Here is a 20,152-nt window from a genome sequence, read left to right on the forward strand (position 1 = left end):
GTTGTCATGCCAATGGCACTGCCCGGTAGCTAAATGCGGAAGAGATAAGTGCTGAAAGCATCTAAGCACGAAACTTGCCCCGAGATGAGTTCTCCCTGAGACTTAAAGTCTCCTGAAGGAACGTTGAAGACGACGACGTTGATAGGTCGGGTGTGTAAGCGCAGCGATGCGTTGAGCTAACCGATACTAATGAACCGTGAGGCTTAACCTTACAACGCCGAAGGTGTTTTGGCGAAGAGACAGATTTTCAGCCTGATACAGATTAACAGAATTTGCCTGGCGGCTTTAGCGCGGTGGTCCCACCTGACCCCATGCCGAACTCAGAAGTGAAACGCCGTAGCGCCGATGGTAGTGTGGGGTCTCCCCATGTGAGAGTAGGGAACTGCCAGGCATCAAATAAGAAGAACCCCGTACCGTAAGGTGCGGGGTTTTTTGCTTTGCACCCCAGAAAAACATGCCGGATGGCGGCTTCGTCTTGCCTACAAAACCTGTAGGCCCGGTAAGCGCAGCGCCACCGGGCATGGCAGATCGCACGATCCCACGGTAAAGAGAAACAAGAATACTAAAGAAAGGATTTATAAATGCAGAAAAGCAAAAACCCAGCCATAGGCTGGGTTCTTTAAATAGTGGTGCCCGGACTCGGAATCGAACCAAGGACACGGGGATTTTCAATCCCCTGCTCTACCGACTGAGCTATCCGGGCAACGGAGCGCATTAAACCGCAATCCTGCCCGAGCGTCAACATTATTTAGGGAAAAGCTGTTCAACTGCTTAAGTTTGCGGCAATCTGTCGGTTTATGCGACGAAAGTGCACAAATCTTCCAGACAGAACCCGTTCACTGCAGCAATGCTGATAGTAAGAGGAGGGCAGTATGGCGAACGACTGGCTTGAGCTGCGTCAGCATGCAGAGACGGGCATTGAGACGATTAAAGCGCACTTCGAAGGGCATGCCTACGATCCGCACTGGCACGACAGCTATCTGGTAGGGATCACCCTTTCAGGTACTCAACAGTTTCACTGCCGCCGCGTGCGTCATCGTAGTCAACCGGGGGATGCGTTTTTACTGGAACCGGGTGAGATCCATGATGGTGACGCACCTGTAGAAGGCGGCTTTACCTATCTAACCTTTTATCTGGATGAGCAGTGGCTAACACGTACGCTGCGCGGATTATATGACGCTACGCCCGACAGCTATTCACTGCACTTTTCTCAAACGCTGACGCGCGAGCCACGGCTGGTACGTAGCATCGGTGAGACCTTTGCCACACTGCATAACGCGGAGATGAAAATCGTTCAGCAAAGCGCGATGGATAATCTGCTCTCTCAGATCACCGCCCACTGCCACTGGCGTAAGCGACTCCCGTCTCAACGGCAAAGCGCTGCCGTCGCGCATCGTGCACGCGATTACCTCTACGCGCATATGGACGAAAACGTCGGGTTGTCGGATCTGGCACGTGAGACGGGAACCGACCGCTTCACGCTGACGCGCTGTTTTAAACGCGAGTTTCACCTGGCACCGCATGCGTGGCTTATTCAGCTACGCCTTGCAAAAGCTCGCCAGTTGCTGGCTCATGGTGAGCTGCCCGTGGATGTGGCATCGGCGGTAGGCTTTGCCGACCAAAGCCACCTTGGACGCTGGTTCCAGCGAGCATACCGTATATCGCCAGCCTATTACCGTCGGCTGTGCACAAACCTTCCAGACGTTTCCAGAAAATAGCGGCACATTGATGGCTCTGATAATAAGGAGCCACCTGTGAGTACAATACCTTTTCTGCTGTTTGCCTTTGTCGCTTCGATAACGCCAGGGCCGACCAATATCCTCATTCTCACCAACAGCCAGCACTTCGGCATCAAAAAAACCGTTCCGGCCATTCTTGGAGGATGCATGGCGGCGAGCATGATTGTGCTGGTTTCAGGTGCCGGTGCAGGGGAAGTGCTTCGCCAGTATCCCCTGATTCGCCAGATGATGAGCTGGGCAGGGGTGTTATGGCTAAGCTGGATGAGCTGGCAGTTATTTAACGCGCCTGCAGCAAACCTCTCTGCGAAGACGCATACCCGTTTTACCGCGCAAGCTGCAGCCCTGTTGCAGATCGTAAACCCGAAAACCTGGATGATGGCGCTGGCGGTTGTCAGCCTGTTTGCCCCTGCAAGCGAGCACGCGCTGCGGGATATAGCGCTGATGGCGCTGTGGTTCCTGGCCATCTCGGTGGTGTGTCTGATGTGCTGGGCGTGGCTGGGGAAGGCGGTAAATAAATTCTTTCGCACCACCGTGGCGATGGTGCGATTTCAGCGGCTGATGGCATTGTGCCTGCTTGTCTCAGCCTGGGCTGGGGTGCTGGCTTAGGTCAACGCGCCGCCCATGCGGCACTGGGCAAAGCGCAGGATGTCCTCTGCCAGGCGGTGAGCGGTATCCACATCGGCCTGGCTACGATTTACCAGCATACGGCTCAGGCAGCCTTCCAGCACCAGCTCCATTTGCTTTGCCACCATTGCCGGATCATCCACTTCAAGCGTTGTCAGCAGTTCGTGGGTGAAGTCGTGCGCCGCCCGTTTTTGCTGATCCGCCAGCTGATGGATCGGATGGCCTGGATCGGGGTAGTACGTGCATGCGGCGATAAACAGACAACCCGGGTAGCGGTTGTTACTTACACATTCCGTCAGCGCGGTATAGCGCGCCAGCAGCTTCTGTTCGGCGGTCAGTTCTTCATTCAACATCAGCTGCCTGCGCCAGATATCAACCTGCTGGCTGAGGTAGCGCAGGGCATCATAAAGCAGCGCCTCTTTATCGGGCCAGAAGCGCGTAAGCTCATCCAGAGGGTAATCGATACGGTCGGCTACCATCTCAAGCGTGGTGCTGGCGATCCCTTGAATCTCAAGTAATTGCAGGGCTTGTCCCAGTACGTCTTCGCGTTGCACGGTTCTCTCCTCCGTTATTCCCAACGGTTGTCCCGTTTAAAGTGTTGTTTACGGTTGGCGATCGCGCAAATGCGCGCTGAAAGCCGCCGCTTCCATAAACCCGGTTACACGCTGCCCTGGCTGTTCTTCACCCTGTTGATTGAAGAACAGAATGGTCGGCAGCCCGAGCACGTTAAGTTGCTTCAGCAGGGCTTTATCCTGCGCATTGTTGGCGGTCACGTTTGCCTGAAGCAGAACGGTCCCGTTTAGCGCCCCTTGCACCTGCGGGTCGCTAAAGGTGTACTTTTCAAACTCTTTGCAGGCAACGCACCAGTCTGCGTAGAGATCGAGCATCACCGGTTTGCCGCGCGCCTGGGCCAGAGCCTGGTTAAGATCATCCACGTTCTTAATCTGGATGAAATTCAGATGCGCCTGGTTCTGAGCCACTGGCGTGCCAAATGCCCAATCCTGAAGTGGACGCACGCTCACCAGCGCAGCGGCGAGCAGGACGATTTGTACCAGACGCATCCACGCGCTTTTTGCCCCCAGACTGACGATAAACGCCCAGGAGAAGAACGCTACGCCGAGCATCGCCCACAGGCGCATCCCCCAGACGTCACCGACAATACGCTCCAGCAGGAAGACCGGCAGCGCCAGAATGACAAAGCCAAACGCGGTTTTCACCGTCTCCATCCACGGCCCGCTCTTCGGCAGCAGGCGGTTGCCAAATACCGTGACCAGGATCAGCGGTAGACCCATCCCAAGCGCGTAAAGGTACAACGTACCGCCGCCAAGCCACATATTACCGCTCTGGGCGATATAGAGCAGAATCGCGCTAAGCGGTGCAGTGGTGCAGGGCGAACAAATCAGCCCGGCGATAGCTCCCATCGCAAACACACCACCTGCTGAACCCCCCTGTTGGCGGTTGCTGAGCAGCGTTAAGCGGGTTTGCAGGGAAGACGGCAGTTGCAGGGTGAACAGGCCAAACATCGACAATGCCAGCAGGATAAACACCACCGACAGGCCGATAAGGACATAAGGGTGCTGAAGAGCCGCCTGGAACTGTAAGCCGGCCGCCGCAACCACGAGGCCGAGTGCCGTATAGGTTAACGCCATTCCCTGCACGTAAATAAAGGCAAGCAGTAGCGCGCGGGCGGTGCTAAGACGCTGTTTTCCGCCCAGTACTATCCCGGAGATCAACGGGTACATTGGCAATACGCATGGCGTGAAGGCGATGCCGATACCAATCAGCAAGGCCCAGAGCGCGGAGAAAGGGAGGTCTGACGCAGGCTCACCTTCACGCTTGACCTCTGCAGGAAGAGGAGCAACGTTGGCGGCAGACGCTTTAACTTCACTAAGCGGAACGATCCTCGTTTCTGGGGGATAGCAGAAGCCTGCATCGGCACAGCCCTGGTAAGTGACGGTGAGCGTAGCGCCTTTGTCTGCCTGTTGCACCGTTACGGGCACGCTTAAGTGCTGGCGATAAATCTCGCTTTTGCCGTAAAACTCATCCTCGTGCCATTCGCCCGCAGGCAGTTGCAGCGCGCCCACGCTTGCCTGAGCGGGTGTGATACTGACCTGCTTACGATACAGGTAATAACCCTCTTTCACCTGCCAGGTGAGGTTGAGGTCATGCTGGTTTTGCTGGAAATCGAAAACAAATGCCTGATCGGCAGGAATAAAGTTCGAACGGCCGGGCGCGTCAAACAACCCGGCAAAGACTGACGTGCTGCACAGCAGCAGGATCAGCGTAAGGAAACGTTGAGCCATGAGAGATAATCGTTATCACCGTGGAGCACTGGCAATACCAGCAGTTCCGGAGTTTGGTAAGGATGATGAGATTTGAGGCAGTCAAGAAGCGCCTGCTGGTTTGCCAGGTTGGTTTTGAGCAACATCTGGACTTCGTACTCCTGCTCCAGTTTGCCTTCCCAGTAATAGAGGGAGGTCGCTCCGGGGAGGAGGGTTACACAGGCAGCCAGTTTTTCGGCCAATACTTTGGCGGCGAGATCCTGGGCGGAAGCTTCATCAGGGGCGGTACACAATACGACAACAGCATCAGGCGTGTTCACAAGTCGACCTCCTCATCACGAAAGTGGTCACTATATCACGCAAGGCGATTGGTCATTAATGAAACGGGCCGCAGAGCGGCCCGATTTTAACTATTTTTACAACCCGAAATGGTTTACAGCACGACGCCGCCGATGATAAAGCCGAGGATCACGCACAGCGTAATCGCGACCACACCCGGGATCAGGAACGCATGGTTAAACACATACTTACCGATGCGGGTTGAACCGGTGTCATCCATTTCTACCGCCGCCAGCAGGGTTGGATAAGTGGGCAGAACGAACAGGGCAGAAACGGCAGCAAACGAGGCAATGGCCGTCAGTGGCGTTACGCCCAGCATCAGAGCCGCAGGCATCAGCGCCTTGGTCGTGGCAGCCTGAGAATAAAGCAGGGTAGCTGCAAAGAACAGTACCACCGCCAGCAGCCATGGGTAGTTGTGCAGCAGGTCACCCGCAACGGTCTGGATATCGCTGATGTGCGCTTTTACGAAGGTATCACCGAGCCATGCCACACCCAGCACGCACACGCAGGCGCTCATACCGGATTTAAAGGTGCTGGCATTCAGCACTTCGCTGGTATCGATTTTACAGGTGATGCTGATCAGGGTTGCGATGGTCAGCATGAATACCACAATCGCTTCGTTACGCGGCAGAACCGGGTTCTGGATGAGGCCTACTGTGTCACTGATGGCCGTCGCGTAGAACATCACCGCCACGATACCGATCAGGAACAGCACCACGGAGCGTTTCGCATGCGGCTTCAGTTTGAAGACCTGGCTACCGCGCAAGCTCACTTCGCCCTTGGCCAGACGTTCCTGATAAACCGGATCGTCTTTCAGTTCAGCGCCGAGGAAGTTACACAGCACGGCGGTGATCATGACTGCAATCAACGTTACCGGAATACAGATCGCCAGCAGCGTCAGATAGCTCACACCCATGGGTTCCAGGATTCCGGCGAAGAACACTACTGCCGCTGAGATAGGCGAGGCGGTAATCGCAATTTGGGACGCCACTACCGCAATAGAGAGCGGGCGAGATGGACGGATACCCTGTTCTTTCGCCACTTCGGTAATCACCGGCAGCGTGGAAAAGGCAGTGTGACCGGTACCGGCGAGAATGGTCATGAACCAGGTCACCAGCGGGGCAAGGAAGGTAATGTATTTAGGATGACGGCGCAGCATACGCTCCGCCAGACTCACCAGGTAGTCCATACCGCCAGCCACCTGCATGGCGGCGATAGCGGCAATAACTGCCATGATGATTTCGATAACGTCAAACGGGATTGCGCCGGGTTTAATCTGAAAGATAAGGGTAAGAACGAGCACCCCGAGACCGCCGGCAAAACCGATGCCGATACCCCCGAGTCTTGCTCCCAAATAAATCGCCAACAGGACGATGACGAGTTCTGCTCCAAACATAAGGACCTGCCTTGCTTATTAACAAGTTGATATTGAATTGTTGTATTTTGGTAACGCCTAAAAAGAAAAAAGGCACGTCACAAGTGACGTGCCTTTCGGAAGCTTAGCCTGAACGGTTACTGTTCGCTTTCATCGGTGTATCGTTTCGCTTTATATGCCGGGTGCATCAGGTTCTGGGCGGAGAAGATATCGTCCAGCTCGGCTTCGGTCAACAGTCCGCGCTCCAGTACGACTTCACGCACGCTCTTACCGGTTTCGGCGCAAATCTTACCGACGATGTCGCCGTTATGGTGGCCAATGAACGGGTTGAGGTAGGTGACGATCCCGATGGAGTTGTACACGTAACCTTCGCAGACTTCTTTATTCGCGGTAATGCCGTTGATGCATTTTTCCAGCAGGTTATAGCAGGCGTTAGTCAGGATGTGGATAGATTCGAACATCGCCTGGCCAATCACGGGCTCCATGACGTTCAGCTGCAGCTGACCGGCTTCAGAGGCCATGGTTACGGTCGTATCGTTACCAATAACCTTGAAGCAAACCTGGTTCACCACTTCAGGCACTACCGGGTTCACTTTCGCTGGCATGATGGACGAACCGGCCTGCAGTTCTGGCAGGTTGATTTCGTTCAGGCCAGCGCGTGGGCCGGAAGAGAGCAGACGCAGGTCGTTACAGATTTTGGACAGTTTCACCGCCAGACGTTTCAGGGCGCTGTGTACCATGACGTAGGCGCCGCAGTCGGAGGTGGCTTCAATCAGATCTTCTGCAGGTACGACTGGCAGGTTAGAGACTTCAGCCAGTTTCTGAACCGCCAGCTGCTGATAACCGTCCGGTGTGTTCAGACGTGTACCGATGGCGGTGGCGCCCAGGTTCACTTCCAGCAGCAGCTCGGAAGTGCGCAGCAGGTTTTTGGTTTCTTCATTCAGCAGCACGTTAAACGCGTGGAATTCCTGACCGAGGGTCATTGGTACCGCGTCCTGCAGCTGGGTACGACCCATTTTCAGAATGTCCTGGAACTCAACCGCTTTGCGCTGGAAACCGTCGCCCAGCTGGTTAATGGCGTCGACCAGTTTCACAACGGAGGCATAAACCGCGATGCGGAAGCCGGTTGGGTAGGCGTCGTTAGTGGACTGACATTTGTTGACGTGATCGTTCGGGTTCAGGTACTGGTATTCACCTTTCTGGTGGCCCATCAGCTCCAGGCCGATATTTGCCAGTACTTCGTTGGTGTTCATGTTGACGGAGGTGCCCGCGCCGCCCTGATAGACGTCAACCGGGAACTGGTCCATGCATTTGCCGTTGTTCAGCACTTCATCGCAGGCCGCGATAATCGCATTTGCCGCGCTTTTAGGAATGGTTTGCAGCTCTTTGTTTGCCAGCGCTGCCGCTTTCTTCACCATCACCATGCCACGGACAAACTCAGGAATGTCGCTGATTTTGCTGTTGCTGATGTAGAAGTTTTCAATCGCTCTCAGAGTGTGGACACCGTAGTAGGCATCCGCTGGAACTTCCCTGGTACCCAACAAGTCTTCTTCGATACGAATGTTGTTTAACATGTGAACCTTCTTTTCAAGCTGCCGATGGATTGTACTAAACACACAGTATTTATGTGGTTTTGAATATTTTCTGACCGACGATTATTCCCTCAATCGGCCAATTGCTCGAGATCATATGCTGATGATAGCGAATTGCCGTAAGCTGGATCACTTATTATCGACCCGATTCCATGATAATTATTAATCTGTGAAATGGGTCACCGCTTTAATATTTCCAAAAAAAATATCCGTGCAAACCGATTGAATTTTAGCTAACCGTCCTCATCTCTTACAGACGCGTGTCGCGAACACATTCAGACAGGGGCCAAAAGGCACCTGCCACACAGGAGATGCCAGTGCGCTGGATACCGTTTATTGCTTTCTTTCTCTATGTTTACATTGAGATTTCAATTTTTATCCAGGTCGCCCATGTGCTGGGCGTCCTGCTGACGCTGATTCTGGTGATCTTCACCTCCGTCATCGGCATGTCGCTGGTGCGTAATCAGGGTTTCAAAAATTTCCTGTTAATGCAGCAGAAGATGGCCGCAGGCGAGAGCCCGGCGGCCGAGATGATCAAAAGCGTATCGCTGATTATTGCCGGTCTGCTGCTGATCCTGCCGGGCTTCTTCACCGACTTCCTCGGACTGCTGCTGCTGTTGCCGCCGGTGCAAAAACACCTGACCATGAAGCTGCTGCCGCATCTGCGCTTTAGCCGGATGCCGGGCGGCGGGTTCAGCACCGGCCCGGGTGATACGTTTGAAGGGGAATACCAGCGTAAGGATGACCAACACGACCGTTTGGATCATAAAGACGATCGGTAATGTCTTTGCCCGGTGACGCTTCGCTTACCGGGCGCGACTAAAGCGCCACCCACAGCCCTGCCAGCATGACGACGGCGTACATACTCTTCCATCCCACCATCATCAGCAACAGCAGGCAAAGCACTCCCCCGACAACGGCCAGTGCTTTATAGCGACCCTTCAACAGACGACAACCCGCCAGCATGCATAGCAGGTAGATCATAATAAATATGCCGTTGGCATAAATGATTAGTGCATCCAGATTGATCTTTAGCGCGTAAATACACAACGTGCTCACAACGCAACTTCCCAGCACGAGATTCAGCGCATTCAACGGCAGCTGACGCTTAGACAACTGCGCAAGACGGCTCTGCGGTTTATTGCGCGCCTGAGACCACACCAGCCGCGCAAAGCTCTGGATGTAAATATTGAGGCTGGCAAAACAGGCCAGATAGCCAATCACACAGGCCACCCACAGCGCTTTTACGCCGAACAGCTGCACCACGATACCCGGCAGCGAAGCGGCGGCTGCTTTATCTGCGCCAAAAGCGTCGAAGTGCAGCACCAGCACAGTACAGGCCCAGTAAACCGTGCCTGCGACCAACAGGCCAATCATCAGGGCTCGCGGAAAATCGCGCTCGGGATGCTTAAACTCCGACGCCAGATGGGCGAACGCTTCCAGACCGACAAAACACCAGAACATGACTGACAGGGCAGCGAAGAGCTGCGCATGATCGATATCGGTGATGGTCGGGAAGGGGATCTCCTCGACGCGAATATCTCCCGCCCACCAGATAGCGGCGATGAGCGCGACAATCAGCACCGCGACGATCGTCTGCAGGTTAGCGCTGGAACTGGCCCCGCGTGAGCCCACCCACCAGACGATAGCCAGCGTACCCAGCTCAGCCAGCAGCAGTGCTTCGTCATGCCAGCCGAAGAGCGCTTGCCCAAAGCCGGTTGCGATATGCAACGCCGCAGGCAGACCAACCGGAATGACGGAAAGGAACAGCCAGCCGGTGACGCGCTCCAGTCGTGGGCCAAACGCCATGCCGACAAAGTGCGCCACGCCGCCCGCGCTGGGAAAATGCCTTCCCAGAATGGCGAACACGATCGCAACCGGGAACACCAGCACAATCAGCACCGGCCACGCCCACAGGCTGTTATTACCGGCAACCAACGCCGCCAGTGCGGGCACCGCAAACACCCCTGTTCCTAACAAGGAGGTTGAGAGCAGGCCGACCCCCTGCGCCAGCCCCAACTCCTGTTTGAGTCCACTCATTGACATCGTCCCGCCACCATTCAAAGAGAGCCGATGGTAACACTTTCGCAAATTTTTTTTCGACTCCCCCTTGAAGGGGTAAAAAGCTATCCCCATCTCTCAGGGCACTAGCCGGAAAACCGTGTGCGGCCCGGCGTCATCCATAACTGATAATGACTTTCTCAAAGGAGAGCTATCAATGAGTATTCGTCCGTTACATGATCGTGTGATCGTCAAACGTAAAGAAGTTGAAACCAAGTCTGCTGGCGGCATCGTTCTGACGGGTTCTGCAGCAGCAAAATCAACGCGTGGCGAAATCATCGCTGTCGGTAAGGGCCGCATCCTGGAAAACGGAACTGTGCAGCCACTGGACGTTAAAGTTGGTGACATCGTCATTTTCAACGATGGCTACGGCGTGAAATCCGAGAAGATCGACAATGAAGAAGTGTTGATCATGTCCGAGAGCGACATTCTGGCAATTGTTGAAGCGTAATTAACGCACGAAACTGTACGAATTTGAGGAAATAAGAACATGGCAGCTAAAGACGTAAAATTCGGTAACGACGCTCGTGTAAAAATGCTCCGCGGCGTAAACGTACTGGCAGACGCAGTGAAAGTCACCCTGGGCCCGAAAGGCCGTAACGTAGTGCTGGATAAATCCTTCGGCGCGCCAACCATCACCAAAGATGGTGTTTCCGTTGCACGTGAAATCGAGCTGGAAGACAAGTTCGAAAACATGGGCGCGCAGATGGTGAAAGAAGTGGCCTCTAAAGCGAACGACGCTGCGGGCGACGGTACCACCACCGCGACCGTACTGGCGCAGGCAATCATCACTGAAGGCCTGAAAGCCGTTGCTGCGGGCATGAACCCAATGGATCTGAAACGTGGTATCGACAAAGCTGTCGCGTCCGCTGTTGAAGAACTGAAAGCGCTGTCCGTACCATGCTCTGACTCTAAAGCGATTGCTCAGGTAGGTACCATCTCCGCTAACTCCGACGAAACCGTAGGTAAACTGATCGCTGAAGCGATGGACAAAGTCGGTAAAGAAGGCGTGATCACCGTTGAAGACGGTACCGGTCTGGAAGACGAACTGGACGTGGTTGAAGGTATGCAGTTCGACCGCGGTTACCTGTCCCCATACTTCATCAACAAGCCAGAAACTGGCGCTGTTGAGCTGGAAAGCCCATTCATCCTGCTGGCTGATAAGAAAGTTTCCAACATCCGCGAAATGCTGCCAGTGCTGGAAGCCGTTGCGAAAGCAGGCAAGCCACTGGTTATCATCGCTGAAGACGTTGAAGGCGAAGCGCTGGCGACCCTGGTGGTTAACACCATGCGTGGCATCGTGAAAGTGGCTGCGGTTAAAGCACCTGGCTTCGGCGACCGTCGTAAAGCTATGCTGCAGGACATCGCTACCCTGACCGGTGGTACTGTAATCTCTGAAGAGATCGGTATGGAACTGGAAAAAGCGACCCTGGAAGACCTCGGCCAGGCGAAACGTGTTGTGATCAACAAAGACACCACCACCATCATCGATGGCGTGGGTGAAGAGTCCGCTATTCAGGGCCGTGTTGCTCAGATCCGTAAGCAAATTGAAGAAGCAACGTCTGATTACGACCGTGAAAAACTGCAGGAGCGCGTAGCGAAACTGGCAGGCGGCGTTGCGGTAATCAAAGTCGGTGCGGCTACCGAAGTTGAAATGAAAGAGAAAAAAGCACGCGTTGACGATGCCCTGCACGCGACCCGTGCTGCGGTAGAAGAAGGCGTGGTTGCTGGTGGTGGTGTTGCGCTGGTGCGTGTTGCCGCCAAACTGGCTGGCCTGTCCGGTCAGAACGAAGACCAGAACGTGGGTATCAAAGTTGCGCTGCGCGCGATGGAAGCGCCTCTGCGTCAGATCGTTTCCAACGCCGGTGAAGAGCCATCTGTTGTTACCAACAACGTGAAAGCGGGCGAAGGTAACTACGGTTACAACGCGGCAACAGAAGAATACGGCAACATGATCGACTTCGGTATCCTGGATCCAACTAAAGTGACCCGTTCTGCTCTGCAGTATGCGGCATCTGTAGCTGGCCTGATGATCACTACCGAGTGCATGGTAACCGACCTGCCTAAAGGCGACGCACCTGACTTAGGTGCTGCTGGTGGTATGGGAGGCATGGGTGGTATGGGCGGCATGATGTAATTGCCCCCTTCGCCCGGCAGCCATCAGGCGTTGGGCGCTACCTCTTAATAAAAAACCCCGGGCATCGCTGTCCGGGGTTTTTTGTTTTAGAACAGCAGTTGCATGACCCACATAGAGAGCAGAGCGTTGATTACGCAGACGCCAATAATATGCGGATAGTATTTAGGGTTTACCCCTGCCGTACCGAGACAGCGGCCGGTGTTTTGCACCGGATTACCCATCAGATAGATAGCCGGAAGCAGTACGGTGGCGTCATGCCCGCTGAGCGACCCTGCCACCACCAGGCTTGCGCAGACGCCCACGCCGCCGCCCATGCTCATCACCGACGCCAGCAACACGGTGGCGGCTTCTCCGGGCAGCCCCCACAGCGCCATAATCGGCTCGCAAACGCGGCCAACGATATCCAGCAATCCTGTTACCTTCAGCGCCTGGATGATCACGAAGGCCATTACGACGTTTGGCAGCAGGCTGGTGGTGGCGATGGTAAAGCCACGGCGAGCGCCGTCGATAAAGAGATCCATCAGGTTTTTACGCACTTCGGCGGTCATCTTCTCTCTCCTTGATCTGACGGGTTTGCAGGTGCGCAATCCATGCTCTGAGAAAATTGGCACCTATAAATTTAAAGACAAGAATCACTGCCAGCGGGGTGATAACCGGCACAGTGATGCTGGTGAACAGCGCCGCGCCGGACGAGAAGTAATTGGTGATAATTGCGCTACCGCTGGTCTGAAAGGTGGCGAAAATCGCTCGTTCCCTGTCGCTGATAACGCCTTCATCGGCGAGCTCTTTGGTCATACCTGCTGCCGCATCGGTGTTTTGCAAATTGGCGATAAGCGCCAGAGAACAAATGCCTGGAATGCCCAGCAACGGTTTCAAAACGGGCGTCATCAATTGCTGTGCCGCCCGCAGCCCGCCCAGCCCTTCAGTCACTGAAATGATGCCCAGCGACAAAATAACAGACGGTGCCAGTTCCAGCGCAAACAGAAAGCCATCTTTTGCGCCGGTACCGCCTGTGCCGCGAAAAGAGACGCTTACGGCGCCTTCGCCATTAACCTGGCCAAATGTGCCGTTCAGTACGGTGAAATCAAAGACTCGCCACCATTCGGTGGCTTTGGCGAAAAAGCCAGAAAAGAAAATGATGGTTAGAAAGAAAGCGAGATACCCTACCCACGTCACTTTCCCCTGATTCGGGGATACTTCACTCATGTTGCCTCCTGTTTTTATGTTTCCCTGTCACCACACGCGCAAAAAATAAGCCGGTGGCCTGTCACTAAAAACGAAAAAGCATAAAAAAACGATATCCGCGGGGTGATTATCAGAATTCATTTAGGGGAGGCGAAGGCACCATTCGTGCTTGATATCTCGCAGAAACGCACGGAGGTTTTTCTTTTGGTCATCTTTTTAGTATAAGGTTTACACACGGACAACTACTGTCCAGCTTATTGAAAACGAGGAATAACATGCGCGTAAAAGTCTGTGCAGGGATTGTAGGAGCAGCATTGCTGCTGGCGGGTTGTAGCTCCAGCAATGAGCTGACTGCAGCGGGTCAGGGCGTTCGCTTTGTGGAAGATAAGCCGGGTAACGAGTGCCAGTTTTTAGGCACGGCAACCGGTGAGCAAAGCAACTGGATGTCGGGTCAGCACGGCGAAGAGGGCGGCTCTATGCGTGGCGCGGCCAATGCCCTGCGTAACCAGGCCGCGGCGATGGGTGGCAACGTGATTTACGGGGTAAGCAGCCCGACGCAGGGAATGTTATCCAGCTTCGTGCCAACCGCCAGCCAGATGAATGGCCAGGTCTATAAGTGCCCGAACTGATTGCCTTTTTCCCTCTCCCACCGGGAGAGGGTTAGGCTGAGGGGAAACTAGCTCTGTCTTAGCTGCAAATCCAGCGGCGTCTTGCTCGGTTCACCGCCAATCTCACGCGCCAGCTTCGGCACCATATAGCCTGACACCAGCGTTAACAGTTCACGCACGATCTGCCGGGCTTCTTCATCCGTCACCATGAAATGGGCCGCACCCTGAACGCGATCCAGCACGTGCAGGTAATAGGGCATCACTCCCGCATCAAACAGCGCATTGCTGAGGTCCGCCAGCACGCGGGCATTATCATTTACGCCGCGCAGCAGCACGCTCTGGTTAAGAAGCGTCACGCCTGCCTTGCGTAAACGCACCATTGCCGCACGAAATGCATCATCAATTTCATTGGCGTGATTGATATGGTTCACCAGCAGCACCTGCAGGCGGGACTGCTCAAGGCGTGAGACCAGTCCGTCGGTGATACGTGCCGGAATAACAATCGGCAGACGGCTGTGTATGCGCAGGCGCTTAATATGCGGAATGGCTTCAAGCTGGGTCAGCAGCCAGTCCAGCTCATGATCTTTCGCCATCAGCGGATCGCCACCGGAAAAAATGATCTCATCCAGCTCAGAATGGGCGGCGATATAGTCCAGCGCGACCTGCCAGTTGCGTTTATTGCCCTGATTTTCGGCATACGGGAAGTGTCGACGGAAGCAATAACGGCAATTTACCGCACAGCCACCTTTCACCAGCAGCAGCGCACGGTTCAGATACTTGTGCAGCAAACCGGGTACCACGCTGTTCTGCTCTTCCAGCGGATCGGTGCTATAGCCGGGTGCCGTAATGAACTCTTCCTGTGCGGTAAGCGTCTGTTTTAATAATGGATCGTCAGGATTGCCTTTCTCCATACGGGCAACAAACGCGCGGGGAACGCGCAGGGCGAAAAGCCGCTTCGCCTCCCGGCCGGCCAGCAAATCGGTATGCTGTTCGAGCTCAAGAAGACGCAGTAATTCATCAGGACTGGTGATTACATCGGCAAGTTGCGATAACCAATCTTCTCTGGACGGGGTGTTTAGGGTTACAATATGCGCCATTTTGTGGCTAAGCTACCAGTTAACAAATTTAGAGGGCCTTATGGCAACGTACTATAGCAACGATTTTCGTGCTGGTCTTAAAATCATGTTGGACGGCGAACCGTATGCGGTTGAAGCCAGCGAATTCGTTAAACCAGGTAAAGGCCAGGCATTTGCACGCGTTAAGCTGCGCCGCCTGCTGACCGGTACCCGTGTCGAAAAAACCTTCAAGTCTACTGACTCCGCTGAAGGCGCTGATGTTGTCGATATGAACCTGACTTACCTGTACAACGACGGTGAGTTCTGGCACTTCATGAACAACGAAACGTTCGAACAGCTGTCTGCTGACGCTAAAGCCATTGGCGATAGCGACAAATGGCTGCTGGATCAGGCTGAGTGCATCGTGACCCTGTGGAACGGCCAGCCTATCGCGGTTACCCCACCGAACTTCGTTGAACTGGAAATCGTTGAAACTGACCCAGGTCTGAAAGGTGACACCGCCGGTACAGGTGGTAAGCCAGCGAAACTGTCTACCGGTGCCGTGGTTAAAGTGCCACTGTTCGTACAGACTGGCGAAGTGATCAAAGTGGATACCCGCTCCGGCGAATACGTATCTCGCGTGAAGTAAGTGTTAAGGCGCAGCGTTGCTGCGCCTGATTTTTGCAGGCAGGGATGATGAAACGCACCGTTAAAATTCTGCTTCTGTTAGCGCTGTCCAGCGCGTTGCTTTCCGGCTGTAATACCACACGTGGAATGGGGGAGGATATCCAGGATCTCGGCCATATCATTTCTCACGCCGCCAGCTAATCCCGTCTAATTTTCCTAAAAATGCTTCCTTTTCCGTCAACTGGCGGGATCTTGTCTATTCTTAAGTTGCTATACACAAAACAACTCTGGCTATAAAAGGAAGATATTATGGTTAAGAAGACAATTGCAGCGATCTTTTCAGTTCTGGTACTTTCTTCAGTATTAACGGCCTGTAATACCACGCGCGGCGTTGGTCAGGACATTTCTGAAGGCGGTAGTGCAATCTCCGGCGCGGCAACAAAAGCTCAGCAGTAATTTAAAAACGGTACGGGCCCGGACGGGTTTCGTACCGTCAGTTTTCTGATTCCTGCAGAGATAAAAACGGGGAAAAGCGCGTATCCATATGCAATTTCATGCGGATATTTCGCTTATAGGTATAGACCGTTTTTCCATTGATACTCAGGTGAGTGGCAATCTTCTGATTGCTTGCGCCATCCATCCACAGCGTCAACACCTTCTCCTCCTGGCGAGTGAGCAGAGGGGCTGCGACCGCAGGGATCTCAACGCTTGCGCGAGTCGTCAGGGCGTCGTTGATGACCGTCGCCAGCGTCTCCAGTCCGACATTTTTGGTAAGCGAAGCCCATATCGGAAATTGGGACAGAAAGCCTGCCATCTCTTTATCTTCCCCCGACTGCAGCAAAATGAAAGGCACTTTTTCACTGGCGTTCAGCAGGGAAGAAAGCTGCTGGAAATGGTGAATGTCCTGCATAAAGCCGTGCAGATCGGCGATAACTACCGATGGATCCCACTGCAGAATATGCTCTCTGGCGAGGATGAGATTATTCAGCCCGGTCACGACGAAGTGCCCGGGAAACAAACCGGAATGATTGAGCCATGCTTCAAACCCCGCGCGGGTGAAGTGACAACGGTCAATCAAAAGAATTTTGAACATAATAGATTCGCAGTCGGCTAGTGGTTTGGCTTCCTGCCATCAGAAAGCACATCATGATAGAGAAGTCGGATGAGTGATAAATGCCTGAACTACGCGCCATACTGAGGCTATTTCTTGCCTTAACAGGTTCAGCACAAAGGGATTGAAAAAAAATCGTTCGTTAACCAAAATAAGTGACCTAATCTATGCCTTACGGGACGACCCGTAAGCGTTTCGTTCACCGGGGACGGCCCCAACTTGCAGTTAAGTTAAGGAGCCTGAAATGTCCTGGATTATTCTTGTTATCGCCGGTCTGCTCGAAGTAGTTTGGGCAATTGGTCTGAAGTACACCCACGGATTTACCCGCCTGACACCCAGCGTGATTACCGTTACCGCCATGATTGTGAGTATTGTGCTGCTCTCCTGGGCGATGCGCTCTTTGCCGGTGGGGACGGCCTATGCTGTCTGGACGGGCATTGGTGCAGTGGGCGCGGCGATTACCGGGATTTTGCTGCTGGGAGAGTCGGCGAGTCTGGCGCGTATCGCCAGCCTCGCGTTGATTGTGTGCGGTATCATTGGGCTGAAACTCAGCGCCCACTAATGCGGTTGTTCTACCCAGATGAGTTTTGACACATCAAACCCTTGCCGGGTCGCAACGTCCAGCATCTGCTGTTTCATCTCTGACGAAATGGTCGGCGTGCGGGAGAGTATCCATAAATAGTCGCGATCCGGCCCGCAGACCAGCGCATGGCGGTACTCTCTGTCGAGGGCGATGACATTGTACCCGCCATAGAACGGGCCAAAGAACGAGACTTTTAGCGCGGCCCGGCGCGGGTCGCCGGTAAAGTACGCTTTTCCCGTCGACTGTTGCCACATCTGCCGATCCGGATTGTATCCACGGTTGATCACCTGAATACCCCCGTCGTCCATCGAACTGTAATGTGCTGTGACTTTCTCTAACCCCCGCTCAAACCGATGGTCGAGCCGGGCGATTTCATACCAGGTTCCGAGGAAACGTTGAGCGTCGAAATTACTTACAACAGTGACGCCGGAGGGAGGGGTAGGGGAACTGCAGGCAACCACTAAAAACGCGGCTGTCACCGCGGCGATAACAGGCAGAATGCGCATAGGAGTTTCCTTACTGTTTTTTGTTAAGTGTAGATGACAGCAGGGAAATTGCGGAAGATTGTGCAGCGTGTTTCGCCGGGTGGCGCTGCGCTTACCCGGCCTACACAACGCGTAAATTTTGTAGGCCGGGTAAGGCGAAGCCACCACCCGGCAAAGGTTTACTGTAGCGCGTCGAGGATACGGTAAGCCGTTTCCACCCGTACCGGGTTCGGATAGCTTTTATTTGCGAGCATCACAATACCGATCTGCTTTTCAGGAATAAACGCCACGTAGCTGCCAAACCCACCCGTAGAGCCCGTTTTATGCACCCAGGAGGCTTTTACTGGCGGAGCCGGAGGATTCACTTCTGCGACCGGCAACGGCGCCAGTGCGACCTTATTGTCGCTGCCATCCACCACGGTTTTGACGTCGACCGGCCAGTTGAGCATCTCCCAGCCTAACCCTTGATACATGGCACCCACGCGCCAGTAGCGAGACTGCGCCAGCGCAATACCCTGCTGCAGAGTGGACTGCGGGAGTGTCTCAGGTGCCATATTGGCCATCAACCAGCTCGCCATATCTTTGACGTTAGATTTCACGCCATAGGCTTCTGCATCCAGCATTCCAGGCGAAACGTGGACCGCTTTTCCCTCACGATAACCCCATGCGTAGTACGGCTCTTCAGCGTGTGGAACGTTTATCCACGTATGGTTGAGTTTCAGGGGCTTAAAGACCCGCTCCACCATGGCCTGCTCGAAGCGCATGCCGGAAGGTTTAACGGCCAGTGAGCCAAACAGGCCGATGCTGGTGTTGGCGTACAGACGCGTGGTACCCGGGGCCCACTTTGGCTGCCAGGACTGGTAGAAACGCAGCAGAGAGGCATTATCGGTGACATCATCCGGTACCTGCAACGGCAATCCGCCTTCGGTATAGGTTGCCAGGTCGAGCAGGCGAATGCCTTGCCACTGCTTGCCCGTCAATTCAGGCCAATATTTCGTGACCGGGTCGGCCAGCGAAATCTCTTTGCGGGCAATGGCATCGCCACCCAGCACGCCGGTGAAGGTTTTGCTGACGGAGCCCAGCTCAAATAAGGTTTGCGGCGTGACGGGCTTATTCGCCGCGACGTCTGCTTTACCGAAAGTAAAATAGTGTGGCTGGCCCTGATAAATGACGGCCACGGCCATTCCGGGTATGGCCTGCGCCTTCATCAGGGTCGTAATAGTACGTTCCACGACGTCAGCCAGCTGTTTTTCTGACATCGGCGCGGCAAAAGCAGAGCAAGCAACGCTGAGCAGCAGGGCGCAGCTTAGGGATTTTTTCATCATCAGTTATCTTCCGTAATAGCGAATCAAGGGGATGTCCGGGCCCGTCAGACGTTCGTAGTCTGGGTGATTTGACTGAGGCTGACAAACGGTTAAATTTAGCATTAGCTGTTAATTTTTCTAACGGAAGGGACCATGACACGCAGCTATCTCCCTCTTAATTCGCTTCGGGCGTTCGAAGCCGCCGCCAGGCATCTCAGTTTTACTCATGCTGCGATTGAGCTGAATGTGACCCATTCCGCGATTAGCCAGCACGTGAAGGCGCTGGAGCAACACCTTAACTGCCAGCTGTTTGTCCGCGTTTCGCGCGGGTTGATGTTAACCACCGAAGGCGAGAATCTGCTGCCGGTGCTGAATGACTCCTTCGATCGTATCGCAGGCATGCTGGATCGCTTTGCTAACCATCGGGCGCAGGAGAAGCTGAAAATTGGCGTGGTGGGGACCTTTGCCACTGGGGTGTTATTCTCACAGCTGGATGATTTCCGTCGCAGTTATCCGCATATCGATCTTCAGCTTTCCACGCACAACAATCGCGTCGATCCGGCAGCTGAGGGGCTTGATTACACCATTCGCTACGGTGGGGGGGCGTGGCACGGCACGGAGGCGACGTTCCTCTGTTCAGCGCCGCTGGCACCACTTTGCACGCCGGACATTGCAGCCGCGCTGCACACCCCTGCCGATATCCTGAAGTTTACCCTGCTGCGCTCTTACCGGCGCGATGAGTGGACAGCCTGGATGCAGGCCGCCGGAGAAAACCCGCCTTCACCCACGCATCGGGTGATGGTGTTTGATTCGTCGGTCACTATGCTGGAGGCCGCACAGACAGGCACAGGCATTGCTATCGCCCCTGTCGATATGTTTACCCATCTGCTGAACAGCGAGCGCATTGTGCAGCCGTTTACGACGCAGATTGATCTTGGCAGTTACTGGCTAACGCGGCTGCAGTCACGCGCCCAAACCCCGGCAATGCGTGAATTTGCTCAGTGGCTGGTGGGGAAGATGCAGAAATAACAGGCCCGCCGGAGGG

General features: G+C 54.4%; 23 protein-coding genes, 1 tRNA gene and 2 rRNA genes. 13 read left to right on the plus strand and 13 right to left on the minus strand.

What is annotated here, in order from left to right; genetic code table 11:
- Positions 1 to 211 (plus strand): 23S ribosomal RNA (locus ACMWKA_RS13870); the annotation flags it as partial.
- Positions 212 to 275: 64 nt separating this feature from the next.
- Positions 276 to 391, plus strand: a 5S ribosomal RNA gene (gene rrf, locus ACMWKA_RS13875).
- A gap of 236 nt (positions 392 to 627) precedes the next feature.
- Here rrf and ACMWKA_RS13880 read toward each other — a convergent pair.
- Positions 628 to 703: transfer RNA gene (locus tag ACMWKA_RS13880), tRNA-Phe, on the minus strand.
- Between the two features lie 169 nt (positions 704 to 872).
- On the opposite strand from ACMWKA_RS13880, the gene ACMWKA_RS13885 reads away from it, so the two are divergent.
- Positions 873 to 1,718 carry an AraC family transcriptional regulator gene (locus ACMWKA_RS13885; protein WP_040020545.1) on the plus strand — a complete coding sequence of 282 codons (846 nt, stop codon included), beginning with the start codon at positions 873 to 875 and terminating at the stop codon, positions 1,716 to 1,718.
- 36 nt (positions 1,719 to 1,754) lie between these two features.
- Entirely contained in the window at positions 1,755 to 2,345 is a 591-nt protein-coding gene (locus tag ACMWKA_RS13890; RefSeq protein ID WP_020688994.1) for a LysE family translocator, read from the plus strand.
- Here ACMWKA_RS13890 and ACMWKA_RS13895 read toward each other — a convergent pair.
- The 5 genes from ACMWKA_RS13895 to aspA all read right to left on the minus strand — a co-directional run bounded on the left by ACMWKA_RS13895 (position 2,342) and on the right by aspA (position 7,933).
- The gene (locus ACMWKA_RS13895) at positions 2,342 to 2,917 is read right to left on the minus strand and encodes a transcriptional regulator (RefSeq protein ID WP_013095254.1); all 576 of its coding nucleotides are present in this window, start codon (positions 2,915 to 2,917) and stop codon (positions 2,342 to 2,344) included. The two genes, ACMWKA_RS13890 and ACMWKA_RS13895, sit on opposite strands and share 4 nt — an antisense overlap.
- 48 nt (positions 2,918 to 2,965) lie before the next feature.
- On the minus strand, positions 2,966 to 4,666 hold the full coding sequence (locus tag ACMWKA_RS13900) for a protein-disulfide reductase DsbD (protein ID WP_148790405.1): 1,701 nt from the start codon (positions 4,664 to 4,666) through the stop codon (positions 2,966 to 2,968).
- Entirely contained in the window at positions 4,642 to 4,965 is a 324-nt protein-coding gene (cutA, locus tag ACMWKA_RS13905) for a divalent cation tolerance protein CutA (protein WP_038985610.1), read from the minus strand. The genes ACMWKA_RS13900 and cutA overlap by 25 nt, the downstream gene beginning before the upstream one ends.
- Before the next feature lie 113 nt (positions 4,966 to 5,078).
- A complete protein-coding gene (locus ACMWKA_RS13910; protein ID WP_013095257.1) occupies positions 5,079 to 6,380 on the minus strand; it encodes an anaerobic C4-dicarboxylate transporter in 1,302 nt (433 codons plus the stop codon).
- A 116-nt stretch (positions 6,381 to 6,496) separates the two neighbouring features.
- Positions 6,497 to 7,933 (minus strand): aspartate ammonia-lyase, encoded by a 1,437-nt coding sequence (gene aspA, locus ACMWKA_RS13915; RefSeq protein WP_003855923.1) that lies wholly within the window; start codon positions 7,931 to 7,933, stop codon positions 6,497 to 6,499.
- Positions 7,934 to 8,268: 335 nt separating this feature from the next.
- Between aspA and ACMWKA_RS13920 the strand changes: the two genes are divergently transcribed.
- On the plus strand, positions 8,269 to 8,733 hold the full coding sequence (locus ACMWKA_RS13920) for an FxsA family protein (protein WP_013095258.1): 465 nt from the start codon (positions 8,269 to 8,271) through the stop codon (positions 8,731 to 8,733).
- 37 nt (positions 8,734 to 8,770) lie between these two features.
- Here the strand turns inward: ACMWKA_RS13920 and yjeH are convergent, their stop codons facing one another.
- Positions 8,771 to 9,991 carry an L-methionine/branched-chain amino acid transporter gene (gene yjeH, locus ACMWKA_RS13925; RefSeq protein WP_248031821.1) on the minus strand — a complete coding sequence of 407 codons (1,221 nt, stop codon included), beginning with the start codon at positions 9,989 to 9,991 and terminating at the stop codon, positions 8,771 to 8,773.
- Positions 9,992 to 10,169: 178 nt separating this feature from the next.
- On the opposite strand from yjeH, the gene ACMWKA_RS13930 reads away from it, so the two are divergent.
- Positions 10,170 to 10,463, plus strand: coding sequence for a co-chaperone GroES (locus tag ACMWKA_RS13930; protein ID WP_003855929.1), 294 nt, complete (start codon positions 10,170 to 10,172; stop codon positions 10,461 to 10,463).
- A gap of 39 nt (positions 10,464 to 10,502) precedes the next feature.
- The gene (gene groL, locus ACMWKA_RS13935) at positions 10,503 to 12,149 is read left to right on the plus strand and encodes a chaperonin GroEL (protein ID WP_013095260.1); all 1,647 of its coding nucleotides are present in this window, start codon (positions 10,503 to 10,505) and stop codon (positions 12,147 to 12,149) included.
- Positions 12,150 to 12,235: 86 nt separating this feature from the next.
- Here the strand turns inward: groL and ACMWKA_RS13940 are convergent, their stop codons facing one another.
- Positions 12,236 to 12,697, minus strand: coding sequence for a YjiG family protein (locus tag ACMWKA_RS13940; RefSeq protein ID WP_023622425.1), 462 nt, complete (start codon positions 12,695 to 12,697; stop codon positions 12,236 to 12,238).
- Positions 12,678 to 13,355, minus strand: coding sequence for a nucleoside recognition domain-containing protein (locus ACMWKA_RS13945; protein WP_414760343.1), 678 nt, complete (start codon positions 13,353 to 13,355; stop codon positions 12,678 to 12,680). Before ACMWKA_RS13945 ends, ACMWKA_RS13940 begins: the two co-directional genes overlap by 20 nt.
- Positions 13,356 to 13,609: 254 nt before the next feature.
- Here ACMWKA_RS13945 and ACMWKA_RS13950 point away from each other — a divergent pair, with 254 nt between their 5' ends.
- On the plus strand, positions 13,610 to 13,963 hold the full coding sequence (locus tag ACMWKA_RS13950) for a DUF4156 domain-containing protein (protein WP_013095263.1): 354 nt from the start codon (positions 13,610 to 13,612) through the stop codon (positions 13,961 to 13,963).
- A gap of 47 nt (positions 13,964 to 14,010) precedes the next feature.
- Here ACMWKA_RS13950 and epmB read toward each other — a convergent pair whose 3' ends face one another.
- Positions 14,011 to 15,039: an EF-P beta-lysylation protein EpmB gene (gene epmB / locus ACMWKA_RS13955; RefSeq protein ID WP_020688987.1), complete on the minus strand. Its 1,029-nt coding sequence runs from the start codon at positions 15,037 to 15,039 to the stop codon at positions 14,011 to 14,013.
- 40 nt (positions 15,040 to 15,079) lie between these two features.
- On the opposite strand from epmB, the gene efp reads away from it, so the two are divergent.
- The 3 genes from efp (at position 15,080) to ecnB (ending at position 16,080) form a co-directional block, all read left to right on the plus strand.
- The gene (gene efp / locus ACMWKA_RS13960) at positions 15,080 to 15,646 is read left to right on the plus strand and encodes an elongation factor P (protein ID WP_014830362.1); all 567 of its coding nucleotides are present in this window, start codon (positions 15,080 to 15,082) and stop codon (positions 15,644 to 15,646) included.
- A gap of 47 nt (positions 15,647 to 15,693) precedes the next feature.
- Positions 15,694 to 15,825 (plus strand): entericidin A/B family lipoprotein, encoded by a 132-nt coding sequence (locus ACMWKA_RS13965; protein ID WP_013095266.1) that lies wholly within the window; start codon positions 15,694 to 15,696, stop codon positions 15,823 to 15,825.
- A gap of 108 nt (positions 15,826 to 15,933) precedes the next feature.
- On the plus strand, positions 15,934 to 16,080 hold the full coding sequence (ecnB, locus tag ACMWKA_RS13970) for a lipoprotein toxin entericidin B (protein WP_003025482.1): 147 nt from the start codon (positions 15,934 to 15,936) through the stop codon (positions 16,078 to 16,080).
- 37 nt (positions 16,081 to 16,117) lie between these two features.
- Here the strand turns inward: ecnB and ACMWKA_RS13975 are convergent, their stop codons facing one another.
- The gene (locus ACMWKA_RS13975) at positions 16,118 to 16,717 is read right to left on the minus strand and encodes a response regulator transcription factor (RefSeq protein ID WP_020688984.1); all 600 of its coding nucleotides are present in this window, start codon (positions 16,715 to 16,717) and stop codon (positions 16,118 to 16,120) included.
- Between the two features lie 262 nt (positions 16,718 to 16,979).
- Here ACMWKA_RS13975 and sugE point away from each other — a divergent pair, with 262 nt between their 5' ends.
- Positions 16,980 to 17,297: a quaternary ammonium compound efflux SMR transporter SugE gene (gene sugE, locus ACMWKA_RS13980; RefSeq protein WP_013095268.1), complete on the plus strand. Its 318-nt coding sequence runs from the start codon at positions 16,980 to 16,982 to the stop codon at positions 17,295 to 17,297.
- On the opposite strand, the gene ACMWKA_RS13985 is transcribed toward sugE, so the two are convergent.
- Entirely contained in the window at positions 17,294 to 17,824 is a 531-nt protein-coding gene (locus ACMWKA_RS13985) for a lipocalin family protein (RefSeq protein WP_013095269.1), read from the minus strand. The two genes, sugE and ACMWKA_RS13985, sit on opposite strands and share 4 nt — an antisense overlap.
- Before the next feature lie 158 nt (positions 17,825 to 17,982).
- Positions 17,983 to 19,128 carry a CMH family class C beta-lactamase gene (blaCMH, locus tag ACMWKA_RS13990; RefSeq protein WP_414760344.1) on the minus strand — a complete coding sequence of 382 codons (1,146 nt, stop codon included), beginning with the start codon at positions 19,126 to 19,128 and terminating at the stop codon, positions 17,983 to 17,985.
- 132 nt (positions 19,129 to 19,260) lie between these two features.
- On the opposite strand from blaCMH, the gene ampR reads away from it, so the two are divergent.
- Positions 19,261 to 20,136 carry a LysR family transcriptional regulator AmpR gene (gene ampR, locus ACMWKA_RS13995; protein ID WP_013095271.1) on the plus strand — a complete coding sequence of 292 codons (876 nt, stop codon included), beginning with the start codon at positions 19,261 to 19,263 and terminating at the stop codon, positions 20,134 to 20,136.
- The last annotated feature ends 16 nt before the right edge of the window (positions 20,137 to 20,152 follow it).

The sequence above is a fragment of the Enterobacter sp. 03-F-07-AD-ECC genome (assembly GCF_047530935.1).
Classification (GTDB): domain Bacteria; phylum Pseudomonadota; class Gammaproteobacteria; order Enterobacterales; family Enterobacteriaceae; genus Enterobacter; species Enterobacter cloacae.